Origin of the sequence: Nitrosomonas sp. Is37 (assembly GCF_033063275.1) — a bacterium.
In the GTDB taxonomy this organism is placed as follows: Bacteria; Pseudomonadota; Gammaproteobacteria; order Burkholderiales; family Nitrosomonadaceae; genus Nitrosomonas.
The window spans coordinates 161,776-175,240 of the sequence record NZ_JAWJYP010000001.1; the positions used below are offsets into that span (position 1 = coordinate 161,776).

Consider the following 13,465-nt stretch of genomic DNA (forward strand, 5'->3'; position numbering starts at 1 on the left):
CAACAAGATGACGGAATCTCAATAGTGGAAAAATAAAAGATGTTTACAGGAATCATCGAAGCAATCGGGGAAATTAAACAGACTACGCAGAAACCCAATGCGCTCGGCCTGCAGATTGCACCAGGCAAGCTCGAGATGAGTGATGTCAAGGCGGGTGACAGTATTGCGGTTAATGGCGTATGTCTGACAGTGACTTCATTAGCCAATGATTTTTTTACTGTCGATATTTCCGAGGAAACTTTGCGTTGCACATATGGCCTGAATAAAGTGGGCAATTATGTCAATCTGGAAAAGGCAATGCGGTTAACGGATCGATTAGGCGGTCATCTGGTTAGTGGTCATGTGGATGGGGTAGGTGAAGTCACAAAATTTGAGCAAGTTGGAGAAAATTATCTGCTAACGATCAAATCACCGCCATCGCTGTTAAAATATATTGCAGTAAAAGGGTCGATCACGGTCAATGGTGTCAGTCTGACCGTCAATCGTATCCATGACGATATCTTGGAAATCAATCTCATTCCCCATACATTAGCTGAAACAAACCTGAAATATCTTAAACCGGGTGAGCGATTAAATTTGGAGTCGGACATGCTAGCACGCTATGTAGCGCGTCTGATGGAACTATCTTCTGGAATTATAATTAAATAAATATGGCAATTAGCACTACCGATGAGATCATTGCAGACTTCACAGCTGGAAAAATGGTCATTCTCATCGATGAAGAAGACCGTGAGAATGAAGGTGATTTGGTTCTGGCAGCTGATTTTGTGACAGCGGAGGCAATCAATTTTATGGTTAAATATGGCCGTGGATTGGTCTGTTTAACGCTGACCGAAGAACGCTGCCATCAACTCAAATTGCCGATGATGGTTTCGGCTAACTATTCATCCCATGGCACCAACTTTACTGTTTCTATTGAAGCTGCAAAGGGTGTAACGACAGGGATTTCTGCGGCTGATCGCGCTCGCACCATTCAAGTTGCCGTTAAAGTGGACGCAAAACCTGAAGATATTGTCCAGCCCGGTCATATTTTCCCGCTCAAGGCACAAAAAGGGGGCGTATTGGTACGCGCCGGGCATACTGAAGCAGGGTGCGATCTGGCGCATATGGCAGGATTGACCCCTGCTGCAGTAATCTGTGAAATTCTGAAAGATGATGGTGAAATGGCGCGCCTCCCAGATCTCATTGAATTTGCCGCCAAGCATCAACTCAAAATTGGTACCATCGCGGATCTCATTCATCATCGCAGTCTGACGGAAAGCTTAGTAACACGCGTGGCTGAGCGACCCATTCAAACTATCTATGGTGAATTTCATCTGACTGCTTACCATGATAAAACAGCGAATACTACTCATCTTGCCCTGGTAAAAGGCATACTTCATCCCGATCAAGAAGTGCTCGTTCGCGTGCATGAGCCTTTATCCGTCATTGATGTTCTGGATGTCAATGATCGTACGCATTCCTGGAGCATCAATGATGCCATGCATGCCATTGCTGAGGCGGGGCAAGGGGTAATCGTGCTGTTGCATCGCAAAGGAGATGCAACCATTTTGACAGAGCGGCTCTTACAGAGCAAAACACAGCACCAGCATCAGTTCAAGACAGATTTACGTGATCATGGTATCGGTGCCCAAATACTGAAAGATCTTGGCGTAGGTAAGATGCGTTTGCTTGCGACGCCACGCAAAATGCCCAGCATGACGGGTTTTGGTCTGGAAGTGACGGGATATCTGGAAACCCAAAATAAACTAACTGCTTTACAATAAAATCTAATTTTTTCTATTTTTTCAACCATTAGTACCCTTACTGGAGTAAGCATGGCGTATTATGACAATATCCCAGAAGTTGAAACCAGGCTCGTTGGAGCCGAGCTCCGCATCGGTATCGTGATGAGCCGCTTTAACATTGAAGTAGGAGAAGGATTACTTGGCGCTTGTATTGCTGAATTAACCAAACAGGGCGTCCAAGGATCAAATATGTTATTGACTACCGTACCTGGCGCATTGGAAATCCCGCTAGCATTACAAAAAATGGCCCTGTCTGATCAGTTTGATGCCTTGATCGCATTAGGGGCTGTCATACGGGGTGATACCTATCATTTTGAAATCGTAGCAAATGAATCAGCCAGAGGCTTAACCTCTGTTCAGCTCGATACGGGTATTCCTATGGTAAATGGCATACTCACGACTGACAACGATGATCAAGCACTCACCCGCATGATCCAAAAAGGAACAGAAGCTGCACGCGCAGCGATCGAAATGGCCAATCTTCTGGCAAAACTTGATGAAATGACATAAGAACTCGTTCATGACTGATGCACAATCAACTTCACAATCAAAACCCGGCTTTAAATACAAGAAACGTCGCCATCTTTCGCGCGAACTCGTGCTACAAGGTATTTATCAGTGGCGTGTCGCTGGGAGCGATGCAAGTTTCATTGAAACACAATTACGTGAAACCAGCCTTTTTCCCAAAGTAGATGAATCTTTTTTCTCCGAGTTACTTCGTGGTGTACTTAAAAATGCAACCACGCTGGAACAACACATACAACCATATCTTGATCGTTCCCTGACCGATCTCAGCCCTATTGAGTCTTCCATTCTTTTACTCAGTACCTATGAGCTCATTTATCACCTGGAAATTCCTTATCGTGCCATTATCAACGAAGCGATAGAGCTCGCCAAAACATATGGAGGAACCGACGGATACAAATATGTGAATGGCGTGCTGGATAAGCTCGCGGCACAATTACGCTCCATAGAAATTCAGGCGCGAGCCAAGAAAAAAATTGAATCGGTGTAGCTTCCTTTTCGTTATGTTATTTTTCGATAATGAATTTTGATTAATTTTTTCCATAAATAGGTCGTGAGTTCCGAGTTTGATATTATCCGTCGCTATTTCACACGACCGACTCATCGGGCGATACTTGGTATAGGCGATGATGCTGCTCTCATTCCCTACACCGCGACGACTGATTTAGCTATTTCTACTGATACGCTGGTAGCAGATCAGCATTTCTTCGCCGATACCGATCCTCGCAAGCTTGGTCAAAAAGCATTAGCTGTCAATCTCTCTGATATGGCAGCAATGGGGGCCATTCCCCGTTGGAGCACACTCGCACTGACATTACCTGCCAATTTGGTCAACATGAATAACGGCTGGCTGGAAGCGTTTATCGATGGTTTTTTTACGCTAGCCAGCAAATATCAAGTGGAACTCATTGGTGGCGACACGACCCGCGGTCCGCTGAATATAGGCATACAAATCATGGGAGAAGTCCCTAAAGGTAAAGCATTGAGAAGAAGTGGTGCCATGCTGGGCGATGATATCTGGATTTCCGGGTATTTAGGTAATGCCGCATTAGCGCTGGCTCACCTGCAACAACGCATCTCACTGGATCCAGAAGAACTGGCTGTGTGTTTAGCTGCACTTGATACGCCTGTAGCGCGCGTCGAACTCGGGCAGCGATTAATCGATCTTGCGCACAGTGCCATCGATATTTCCGACGGATTGCTGGCTGATCTTGGACATATTCTGGAATGCTCTCATGTGGCCGCCACGATCCATTTAGAAAAAATTGCATGCTCATGGGTCATGCAAAAATACTTATCTTTATCGCTTGCAGTTGACTGTTTACTAGCAGGAGGCGATGATTATGAACTCTGTTTTACGGCACCCGAGGAAAAGCGTATCGAAATAGAACAACTATCCCAGGAATTGACTATTCCCCTTACTCGCATTGGAAAAATTTCCCAGGGCAAAGGATTGTTCATTCTTGATGCAAACGGCAACGCGATCACACACGAGAAAAAAGGCTATGACCACTTCCTTACCTGAACCCTATCAATCCAATTTCAAACTTCCTCCTTTGCAACCTGATTTAGCGTTTGTTCATAGCCGCTTTGCCCACTTTGTCGCATTTGGTGCCGGGGTAGGGTTAATCCGGCTGGCACCCGGTACTTTTGGCACACTGGTTGCTTTTCCATTATTCTGGACCCTAGAACCGTTGCTCGAACCGATCGCACTGTTACTTGTTATCGATATCCTGTTTATTCTAGGTATCTGGGCGTGCGGTATTACTGGCCGGGTATTAGGTGCCCCCGATCATCACGGTATGGTATGGGATGAAATCGTCGCTTTCATGCTGGTGCTTTATTTCATTCCTGATCATTGGTTATGGTATGTAGCCGCGTTTATATTATTTCGTTTTTTTGACATCCTTAAACCGCCTCCCATCAAATACTTTGAGCGCAAGTTACGCAGTGGATTTGGGGTGATGTTTGATGATTTACTGGCAGCATTCTATACCTTACTTTGCCTTGCTGGCTGGAAGTCACTCGTATTGTTCGAAAGTTACTTTTAGACTTAACCTAACAACTTGTTTATTTGGTCAGGGGTAAAGTGCAGCACGCAGCGATTCACCCACAAAATGAATTTTTAGAGGTGGTTTTATGGTCGATGATCAAATACTGCTAACTTATGCTGAGCAGCTGGGTGAGGCACTTGCTGAAAAGGGCCTTATGCTGGCTAGTGCGGAATCATGTACAGGTGGTTGGATAGGTCAAGCGGTTACTGCCGTTGCGGGCAGTTCAGCCTGGTACGATCGTGGTTTTATTACCTATAGTAACCACGCTAAACAACAAATGCTTGGAGTGCAGCCCGCAACCCTGACTCAATATGGCGCAGCATCCGAACAAACCGCACAAGAAATGGCTGCGGGTGCCATTAAAATGAGTGATGCTCAGCTAGCGGTGGCGGTAACCGGCATTGCCGGCCCTACAGGTGGATCGAAGGAAAAACCTGTGGGAATGGTATGCTTTGCTTGGGCATCCAAGCAAGGGCTCGCACGCAGCGAAACCCATTTTTTTTCAGGAGATCGTGAAGCAGTAAGGCGGCAAGCTGTTGGAGCCGCCTTACTGGGTATTATCAAGCTGTTAGAAAATATGCCACCTTCACTCGCCTGATTCTGCATTGTTAGGCTCCGCCGCCGCCATCAGGCGATCTGTGAAGGCAATTGCAATTGCGGATAGCAAGAAAGCAATATGAATGACAGTTTGGGCAATCAATGTCTTTTCATCATAGGCACTGGCATTGATAAAAGTTTTAAGCAGGTGAATAGACGAAATACCAATGATGGCGGTAGCGAGTTTGATTTTTAAGACAGAAGCATTAACATGCGATAGCCATTCAGGTTGATCGGGATGACCTTCCAGATTCATGCGTGAAACAAACGTTTCATATCCTCCAATAATTACCATGATCAGCAGATTCGAAATCATTACCACATCAATCAACCCCAGCACGACCAGCATGATCGCTGTTTCAGTAATTTTCATGGGTATATCGGTATCATCTTCATGCGAAACGATATGCAGAATATGCTTCAGCGATTCTTTGTCACCCATCATGGCACCTAATAGATCGGTCAGCTCGACCCAGAAATGAAAAACATAGATACATTGTGCCAGCACTAAGCCTAGATAAAGCGGTAATTGCAGCCAACGTGATAAAAAGAGAAAACGGGCTGTTGTTGAAATTCTTTTTCTTTCAGTCTTTTGATTAATGTCCATAACATCAGAAATTCAGTAACTTTAGTTTTTCGCACGATAACGTGCATTTATTGTGTGAATGCTTGTGTCAGATTCAAGAAAACTGACCAGACTTATGACAAAGTAATTGCAAAATCTGGCCAGTAAGCTTAGGAAACAATATTTGACTTACAATTTAGCCAATACTGACGCCACCGTTTGTCCCATCAAGGATGGCGTTGGGCAGATGGTGACACCCAGTTCTTTCAGTCGCTCCACTTTCTCTGCAGCACTTTCACCCGCAGAAGAAATGATCGCACCGGCATGTCCCATTCGTCGACCGGCAGGAGCTGTCAACCCAGCAATATAGGCTACGAGTGGTTTGCTCATATTCTCTTTAGCAAAAATACCTGCTTCCACTTCTTGCGGCCCACCGATTTCACCAATCATCAGCGCTACTTTGGTATCAGGATCCTGCTCCAGTTTCTCCAACACATCACGATGGGAGCTACCAATGATCGGATCACCGCCAATGCCGACAGAAGTCGAAATACCAATCCCCAGTCGCCGCATTTGATCGGCAGCCTCATAACCCAGCGTGCCTGAACGGCCAACTACGCCTACATTGCCTCGGCTATAAATATGACCAGGCATGATACCCAGCATAGCGCGCTCCGGGCTGATCGTGCCCGAACAATTCGGCCCTGTTAGCATCATTCTTTGCTCCTTGGGGAAACGGCGCAAAAAACTCTTGACCGTCATCATATCCTGCGTCGGAATACCATCTGTGATGGAGACACAATATTTGATGCCCGCTTCGGCTGCTTCCATGATCGAATCAGCGGCAAATGCTGGCGGTACAAACACGATGCTTGCTTCGGCACCGACTTGTTCAACTGCTTCTCTCACAGTATTGAAAACCGGCAGTCCTAAATGCTTTTGTCCACCCTTACCTGGGGTAACACCCCCTACCACTTTCGATCCATATTCGATCATTTCCTGCGCATGAAAGGTACCGATTCTACCCGTAAACCCTTGCACAATAATGCGCGTATTCTCGTTAATTAAAACGGCCACTCTGCTCTCCCTTAACCTTGTTTTGCAACCATTTCGTTGCGTGCCTGAACGACTTTTTCTGCTGCCTCCGCCAATGTTTCCGCGGTAATGATCGGCAAACCACTGTCTGCAATGATCTTGCGACCTTCTTCGACGTTCGTCCCGGATAAACGTACCACCAACGGCACTTTCATGTCGATATTTCTAACCGCTTGCACAACTCCTTCTGCAATCCAATCACAGCGATTGATTCCGGCAAAGATATTGACCAACATTGCCTTGACGCCTGCATCAGCCAGCACCAGACGGAATGCTTTCTCGGTACGCTCCGCCGAGGCACCCCCGCCTACATCCAGGAAATTGGCGGGCTCACCACCTGCCAACTTAATCATGTCCATGGTGGCCATCGCCAGACCAGCACCGTTAATCATGCAGCCGATATCTCCATCCAAACCCACATAGCTCAAACTAGCCTCTGCTGCAGCAACCTCGCGCGAATCAATTTGTGTCTTGTCACGCAATTCGGCGATTCTATGGCGACGGAACAAAGCGTTTTCATCGAAACTCATTTTTGCATCCAGCGCAATCAACTCGTTGCTTTTGGTCACGACCAACGGATTGATTTCCAGAATGTTAGCATCCAGATCGCGCAGGGCACGATAACATCCCTTGATGGTTTTAACTGCGTGGTTGAGCAAATCTTCTCCGAGACCTAAGGCAAAAGCCATGGTCCGCGCCTGAAAATCCTGTAATCCTACTGCAGGTTCTACATGGATTTTAACGATTGCTTTTGGATTAGTGGCAGCAAGACTTTCAATTTCCATACCACCCTGGGCAGAGCCCACCATGATAACGCGCTCATGGCTGCGGTCTATCATGAAAGACAGATAGAGCTCTCGGGCAATATCGGTACCCGCCTCGATATAAAGCCGGCTACATATCTTGCCAGCCGGCCCGGTTTGATGGGTCACCAGCTTCTTGCCCAAGAGTGCTTCGGCTGCCGCCTCCACTTCATCATGGGTTCTACAAACTTTGATGCCACCTGCTTTCCCGCGTGCACCAGAATGAATCTGCGCCTTAACTACCCAAACATTGCCATCGATTTCCCGGCTACGCTGTACCGCTTCTTCCACTGTATATGCCAAACCACCTTCGGCAATCTTGACACCATACTCCGCCAAGATTTCTTTTGCTTGATACTCGTGAATATCCAATGCCTACTCCCTTCTATTTAAAAAACTGTTTAAAAACCTGTCTTCTGGTTATTTATTTTTGGCAGCAATTGCCTCAGCAGCTTTCACAATATTGTTAGCCATTCTTTCCGAAGCCGCATCGATCAAGCGACCATCGAGTGAAGCGGCACCTTTACCTTGTGCAGCAGCTTCTTTCAAGGCAGCCAGAATCCGCTTGGCTTTTTCAATTTCGGCTGGAGGCGGCGTAAATACCTCGTTGGCCAACGCAATTTGGCTCGGATGAATCGCCCATTTCCCTTCACAACCTAGCGCAGCCGCCCGTCGTGCAGCCTGTTTATAACCTTCCGGATCCTGTATATCACCGAATGGTCCATCGATCGGTCGCAAGCCAAATGCACGACATGCCACAGTCATGCGACTGATGGCCGCATGCCATTGATCGCCGGGATAATCCGGATTGAGTCCGCCAATATTAGTCGTGCGGGCACGATTGCTGGCTGCATAATCTGCCACACCAAAATGTAGTGCCTCCAGGCGCCCGGAAGCGCCATTGCGCGCGATATCCTCAACATTAGCCATACCCAGCGCAGTTTCAATCAATGCCTCGATGCCGATTCTGTTTTTCAGCCTTTGCTGCATTTCCAGCTGATTGAGCATGGCTTCAACCATGTAAACATCTGCATAAACACCTACTTTGGGAATCAGAATGGTGTCGATCTTATGGCCAGCCTGTTCAACCAGATCGACCACATCACGTACCATGAATTGCGTATCCAACCCGTTGATGCGCACAGAAAGGGTGATGCCATGCCCTTTCCAGTCCAGATCGTTGATCGCCTGGATGATATTTTTACGAGCTTGTATTTTATCGTCTGGCGCAACCGCATCCTCCAGATCCAGAAAGATGAAATCCACCCCGCTTTTCAGCGCCTTTTCAAACATTTCCGGACGCGAACCTGGCACGGCCAGCTCGCAACGTTGCACGCGCTGAATCTTGGTTTCATACAATGTGTGACTCATTTCTCCTCCAATAAATAATATAAATCGATAGGTCCGTAGCGCTGAATCAAAAACGGGAAGTGGAAGTGATGAAGCATGTTTAGAATTTTTTCTTTTGAGACAAGTGATGATATGCGTAAAGCGGGTAAATGACTGTGTTCGTTTCTAGCGATTCTGGTACGTTCAAGCTGGTATTTCCGGGTAATCAGGTTGTCTAGTAGTTTGATTTAAGCGTAATTATATCACTGGCTGGGGTTGGATTTGAGTTTCAACAGCAAATCATAAGGAGAAACAGATCGTGCTATAGAATTTATTAAAGTGATTCTGCCTAGCCATAGTTGATAACAAAGAATATGCTGTCATCGAAAACTAAGAAGAAAAGTATTTACTGCAGTAGATTATTGATTTGATAAAAGCAGAAAGATTTGGATAATTTTCTATGTAGCCCCATACTAACTTATCGAAATCTTTAGATGCAAAAAATCCCAGTAAAGGTTATGAAACTTTATATGAGTGCCAGGTCAATGTGATCAAAAAATCCTGTCAAACTAATAGGAAAATATACTCATGAGTCTTTTGTTAACGCAACAAGAAGCCGATGCGCTTCTTGCTTTAGATAAACACTATAGAGGAATGGAGCAGTTTACCTATCCTAGTCTAGGTGGCACACTGAGAGTTCCTTTGTATTCTGAAGACAACCGAGAAGAGTTTAGTTTGGATATTACCAGAGGACGGATAGAATTGAGAAAAAACACATTCTAGGCACGCGCCCGTAAGGTTGTAATTTTAGCACTCCTTGATATTGAGGGACCACCTCATAGAAATCCTGATGGGAAAGAAATTCCTTGTCCGCATCTTCATGTCTACCGTGAAGGCTATGGTGATAAATGAGCCGTCCCTTTGCCAGCCAACTTTAGCAATACAGAAGATATGTGGAATACCTTATTAGAATTTATGGATTTTTGCAATATCGCTACCAGACCACCTATTTTTCCGGAATTATTCACATGATCGAAGAAATCGATAAGCTACCGAATAATTACACTCGTTGGCTCAAAGATAAAACCATCTTAAAGCAGATTGATACCGAGTGGGTAAAGATCATTACACCCCACTTGGACCGTCACAACGATTGCTTGCAAATTTATGCCCGCAAGGAAGGCAACGGATATGTGCTTACAGATGATGATTACATTATTAATGATCTGGCCAATTCTGGCTGTCCGCTTGATACCCCAAAGCGCCAGGAGCTATTGAAAACGACATTAGCTGGATTTGGAGTTCAGATGGATCAGGAGCAATTAATCGTTCATACAACACCAGAGAACTTTTCTTTAAAAAACATAATATTATCCAAGCTATGCTATCGGTAAATGATCTTTTTTATCTGGCATCACCCTATGTTGCTAGTTTATTTGTAGAAGATGTTACCAATTGGCTTGAACTATCGGATATTCGCTATACACCAAACATCAAATTCACGGGTAAAAGTGGCTACGATCATATGTTTGATTTTGTGATTCCTAAGTCCCGCAAACAGCCAGAGCGAATCGTGCAAGCTGTATCCAATCCTAAGAAAGACTCTGCAGAAGCATTGGTTTTCAAGTGGCTAGACACAAAAGAGACTAGAGCATCAGACTCCCGTCTTTTCGCTTTTTTGAATGACACTAATATCAATGTCTCGCTGGCTGTAATTGATGCTTTGAAGAATTATGATCTTGAGCCGGTTCTCTGGTCACAAAGGGAGCAAGCCAAAGAGCTTCTAGCAGCATAAGCGGAAATTAATATTTTCACTTCCATCGGTGATAATAATGCCTACCAACTCAGAATCATTGCATTGAAAGTCCAGCTAACGTAGAATTTATACTGATCCGCTTCTGAGACTGTTATCAGTCAATCAAATCCCCTCACAAGCCTCAGCCGCAATCGCCAGTTTGCGATAGCGTGTAAGCCAGGATAATAGAATGGAAGAAGTCAGGTTTTGTTGCTTGGCTTGATCGGCAGCGACCAATGCTCCTAGCATAATGGCACGGCCGCAGCTATCTCCGCCAGCGCGGATATTCGTTTTAATCGCAGTAGTGTAATCTGATGCGTGCTTGGCGATATGAAAGACGATGGGTAGTCCTTCCGTCACATGGCAAGCTAAACCAAAAGACTTTGCGGCAGATACGCTATCCAGCGTCTCCATGGCAAGTGCTTGCTCCAGTGTGGGCCTCAACACATCCCCGGCAACGACGAGAGCATCAGTCAAAGCCTGAATCATCGATTTGCCATTCAATATGCCTTGCAATGCAGTTGCCGCACAGCACGCTGCAGAAACGGCAATTTCATTATTATTGGTAATGCGTACTGCTTCTTTGACACGCTGCATAAGAGCATCATATGGCTCATGGTGAGTTGCAACCAGTGCGGGAATGGCAGCGAGTGCAGGCATTTGATCATCATCTGCACCGGATACTTCCGGGAAGCTTGCCATATCAAGCGGTAATAAAACCCGTAGAGTCTGGCGAGTAGGTGAGTCGATATAACCGACATATTCACCACCCGGTCCAAAATGAGTGCGAAATTCGAGCTGGTAAGCCGCACGATTAAATCCACCGTGTTTTGCCAAGTGTTTAAGCATTAACAGACATACTTCCCCATAACCCGAGGATTCCCCCGCCTGCTTATTGCCATGTGCAAAAAAGCCACTTGCCCCTGCATAATCGGCAGTATTGGGTTGGCGAAATACTAACTCCCCATTTTTTTCTATTTCTGCAATGCGCACTGGATCATAAAGCCAGTGCAGGCCAAGTGATGCTGCATCAGCGACGAGTGCGCCAAGAATGGCAGCAACATTAGGGTTGATTAGAATGTGTGTGTTCACCTATATGCTCCAGACTAGTTTAATGATTTATTACATTTCTAAATCAAATCTGACTTTGTCGGCTTCTCCTTGCCGTATTATTTATACTGTCTGCGGCTCGCCTTCGTGTCATCTTTGATTTTGAAATGGAATTATTTTTAATAAGAAGTCAAACTATCTTTTAGAATTTCGAGAGAATGCCATCCAACTGCTCCAAGCTGGTGTAGTGAATAATCAGATTGCCTGCCCCGCTTTTTCCAGGTTTAATGACGACATTGGCGCCCAGCTTGGAAGAAATGTCTTCCTGCAAGCGTAGCAAGTCACGATCTTGCTTGATCATTTTTTCTACAGGAGCTTGCTCGATGCGTTTGATCAGCTTTTCAGTTTCGCGTACTGACAATTGCTTGTGAGCAATTAAATTGGCGATTTCAACTTGTTTCGCAGCAGGTAAAACGAGCAGTGCACGTCCATGCCCCATATCGATTTTCTCTTGCATCATTAATTCTTGCACAGGCCCAGCCAGATTAAGCAGTCGTAGTAAATTTGAAATTGCGCTGCGTGAACTTCCCAGTGCCTCTCCTGCCGTTTGATGGGTCATACCAAACTCTTTGATGAGCCGCTGGATGCCCATGGCGGTTTCTAACGGGTTCAGATTTTCACGCTGGATATTCTCAATGAGCGACATCGCCAGCGCTGATTCATCCGGTACCTCACGAATGATTACGGGAACTTGGCTCAGCCCAGCCAGTTGCGCAGCGCGCCAGCGACGCTCACCTGCAATGATTTCATAACGTTCCGTAGTCACCGGACGCACCAGAATGGGTTGCATTACACCTTGTGCCTTGATGGATTCGGATAATTCCATCAGAGATGTTTGATCCATACTGGTACGGGGTTGGTATTTACCTGGTTGCAACAAATCGATTTCCAGATGCCGCAAGGATTCTACTAACGCATGATCGTCGTGGTTACCTGACAATAATGCGTCAAGCCCTCTTCCCAGACCTTTTATCTTAGCCATTTACTCTTAATTGCCTGCCTTTTTCTAATTTATCCCGAGAATCTAGCGTTTTAAGCTGCAGCGTCCATGATCTCTTTCGCAAGAGCAAGATAAGCTTGTGCCCCTTTCGATAATTTGTCATGAAATAAAACAGGCACACCAAATCCAGGTGCCTCTGCCAATCGGATGTTGCGGGGGATCACAGTGCGGTATACTTTTTTGCCAAAATGCTGTTGCAGTTGATCGGAAACCTGCTTTGCCAAAACGTTACGAGGATCAAACATGGTTCGTAACAAGCCTTCAATCTTAAGAATAGGATTAAAATTATGCCGCACCTTTCTGATAGTATTCACCAGATCGCTCAATCCCTCCAGTGCAAAGTATTCGCACTGCATTGGAATCACTACTGAGTGTGCTGCACACAGCCCATTCAGTGTCAGCAAATTGAGTGCCGGAGGGCAATCCATAAGAATAAAATCATATTCTTCCTTTACAGATTGAAGTGCTGCTTTGAGGCGTGCTTCCCTCTGCTCTAGATTGACCATTTCTATTTCAGCACCAGCCAGATCCTGATTGGCTGGAACCAAATCATATTTACCCGGCGTAGAGACTATCCGTACATCAACAATTGGTTGTTCACCCAGCAAGGCATGATAAACCGTATGTTGCAACTGGCGCTTATCGATGCCGCTCCCCATGGTAGTGTTTCCTTGCGGATCCAGATCTACTAAAAGTACACGTTTACCGGCTTCAACCAGACTTGCAGCTAGATTAATGCCCGTTGTTGTTTTACCGACCCCTCCTTTTTGATTGGCGATCGCAAGAATTTTCACCACCGTGTCTA

At 45.7% G+C, this 13,465-nt stretch carries 16 protein-coding genes and 1 pseudogene; 10 read left to right on the plus strand and 7 right to left on the minus strand.

Translation table 11 applies throughout. From position 1 onward, the window contains the following. Positions 1-39: 39 nt before the first annotated feature. The 7 genes from R2Q26_RS00785 (at position 40) to R2Q26_RS00815 (ending at position 4,964) form a co-directional block, all read left to right on the plus strand. The gene (locus R2Q26_RS00785; protein ID WP_317534502.1) at positions 40-648 is read left to right on the plus strand and encodes a riboflavin synthase; all 609 of its coding nucleotides are present in this window, start codon (positions 40-42) and stop codon (positions 646-648) included. A gap of 2 nt (positions 649-650) precedes the next feature. Beyond that, complete coding sequence (gene ribBA / locus R2Q26_RS00790; RefSeq protein WP_317534503.1) at positions 651-1,766, plus strand: bifunctional 3,4-dihydroxy-2-butanone-4-phosphate synthase/GTP cyclohydrolase II; 1,116 nt, start codon at positions 651-653, stop codon at positions 1,764-1,766. A gap of 51 nt (positions 1,767-1,817) precedes the next feature. Next, complete coding sequence (gene ribH / locus R2Q26_RS00795; RefSeq protein ID WP_090571961.1) at positions 1,818-2,297, plus strand: 6,7-dimethyl-8-ribityllumazine synthase; 480 nt, start codon at positions 1,818-1,820, stop codon at positions 2,295-2,297. A 10-nt stretch (positions 2,298-2,307) separates the two neighbouring features. Further along, positions 2,308-2,802, plus strand: a complete 495-nt coding sequence (nusB, locus tag R2Q26_RS00800; RefSeq protein WP_317534504.1) for a transcription antitermination factor NusB — start codon at positions 2,308-2,310, stop codon at positions 2,800-2,802. Between the two features lie 63 nt (positions 2,803-2,865). Continuing rightward, complete coding sequence (thiL, locus tag R2Q26_RS00805) at positions 2,866-3,837, plus strand: thiamine-phosphate kinase (RefSeq protein WP_317534505.1); 972 nt, start codon at positions 2,866-2,868, stop codon at positions 3,835-3,837. Beyond that, entirely contained in the window at positions 3,818-4,363 is a 546-nt protein-coding gene (locus tag R2Q26_RS00810) for a phosphatidylglycerophosphatase A (RefSeq protein ID WP_317534506.1), read from the plus strand. Before thiL ends, R2Q26_RS00810 begins: the two co-directional genes overlap by 20 nt. A gap of 88 nt (positions 4,364-4,451) precedes the next feature. After that, positions 4,452-4,964 (plus strand): nicotinamide-nucleotide amidohydrolase family protein, encoded by a 513-nt coding sequence (locus R2Q26_RS00815; RefSeq protein ID WP_317534507.1) that lies wholly within the window; start codon positions 4,452-4,454, stop codon positions 4,962-4,964. On the opposite strand, the gene R2Q26_RS00820 is transcribed toward R2Q26_RS00815, so the two are convergent. From R2Q26_RS00820 to R2Q26_RS00835, 4 genes are all read right to left on the minus strand, one after another. Continuing rightward, positions 4,953-5,570, minus strand: a complete 618-nt coding sequence (locus R2Q26_RS00820; RefSeq protein ID WP_317534508.1) for a YqhA family protein — start codon at positions 5,568-5,570, stop codon at positions 4,953-4,955. The two genes, R2Q26_RS00815 and R2Q26_RS00820, sit on opposite strands and share 12 nt — an antisense overlap. A 147-nt stretch (positions 5,571-5,717) precedes the next feature. Next, complete coding sequence (sucD, locus tag R2Q26_RS00825) at positions 5,718-6,605, minus strand: succinate--CoA ligase subunit alpha (protein WP_090571955.1); 888 nt, start codon at positions 6,603-6,605, stop codon at positions 5,718-5,720. Between the two features lie 11 nt (positions 6,606-6,616). Next, complete coding sequence (locus tag R2Q26_RS00830) at positions 6,617-7,798, minus strand: malate--CoA ligase subunit beta (protein WP_317534509.1); 1,182 nt, start codon at positions 7,796-7,798, stop codon at positions 6,617-6,619. Between the two features lie 48 nt (positions 7,799-7,846). Continuing rightward, entirely contained in the window at positions 7,847-8,797 is a 951-nt protein-coding gene (locus tag R2Q26_RS00835) for a CoA ester lyase (protein WP_317534510.1), read from the minus strand. A gap of 546 nt (positions 8,798-9,343) precedes the next feature. Between R2Q26_RS00835 and R2Q26_RS15400 the strand changes: the two are divergent. The 3 genes and pseudogenes from R2Q26_RS15400 to R2Q26_RS00850 all read left to right on the plus strand — a co-directional run bounded on the left by R2Q26_RS15400 (position 9,344) and on the right by R2Q26_RS00850 (position 10,550). Beyond that, positions 9,344-9,667, plus strand: a pseudogene (locus R2Q26_RS15400) (DUF6978 family protein). A 41-nt stretch (positions 9,668-9,708) separates the two neighbouring features. Beyond that, positions 9,709-10,149 carry a DUF1828 domain-containing protein gene (locus tag R2Q26_RS00845; protein WP_317534512.1) on the plus strand — a complete coding sequence of 147 codons (441 nt, stop codon included), beginning with the start codon at positions 9,709-9,711 and terminating at the stop codon, positions 10,147-10,149. Beyond that, positions 10,137-10,550, plus strand: a complete 414-nt coding sequence (locus tag R2Q26_RS00850) for a DUF1829 domain-containing protein (RefSeq protein WP_317534513.1) — start codon at positions 10,137-10,139, stop codon at positions 10,548-10,550. Before R2Q26_RS00845 ends, R2Q26_RS00850 begins: the two co-directional genes overlap by 13 nt. Before the next feature lie 123 nt (positions 10,551-10,673). Here the strand turns inward: R2Q26_RS00850 and R2Q26_RS00855 are convergent, their stop codons facing one another. The 3 genes from R2Q26_RS00855 to R2Q26_RS00865 all read right to left on the minus strand — a co-directional run bounded on the left by R2Q26_RS00855 (position 10,674) and on the right by R2Q26_RS00865 (position 13,457). Further along, on the minus strand, positions 10,674-11,642 hold the full coding sequence (locus R2Q26_RS00855) for an ADP-ribosylglycohydrolase family protein (RefSeq protein ID WP_317534514.1): 969 nt from the start codon (positions 11,640-11,642) through the stop codon (positions 10,674-10,676). A gap of 160 nt (positions 11,643-11,802) precedes the next feature. Next, entirely contained in the window at positions 11,803-12,642 is an 840-nt protein-coding gene (locus R2Q26_RS00860; protein ID WP_317534515.1) for a ParB/RepB/Spo0J family partition protein, read from the minus strand. 50 nt (positions 12,643-12,692) lie between these two features. Then, complete coding sequence (locus R2Q26_RS00865; protein ID WP_317534516.1) at positions 12,693-13,457, minus strand: ParA family protein; 765 nt, start codon at positions 13,455-13,457, stop codon at positions 12,693-12,695. Between the last annotated feature and the right edge of the window lie 8 nt (positions 13,458-13,465).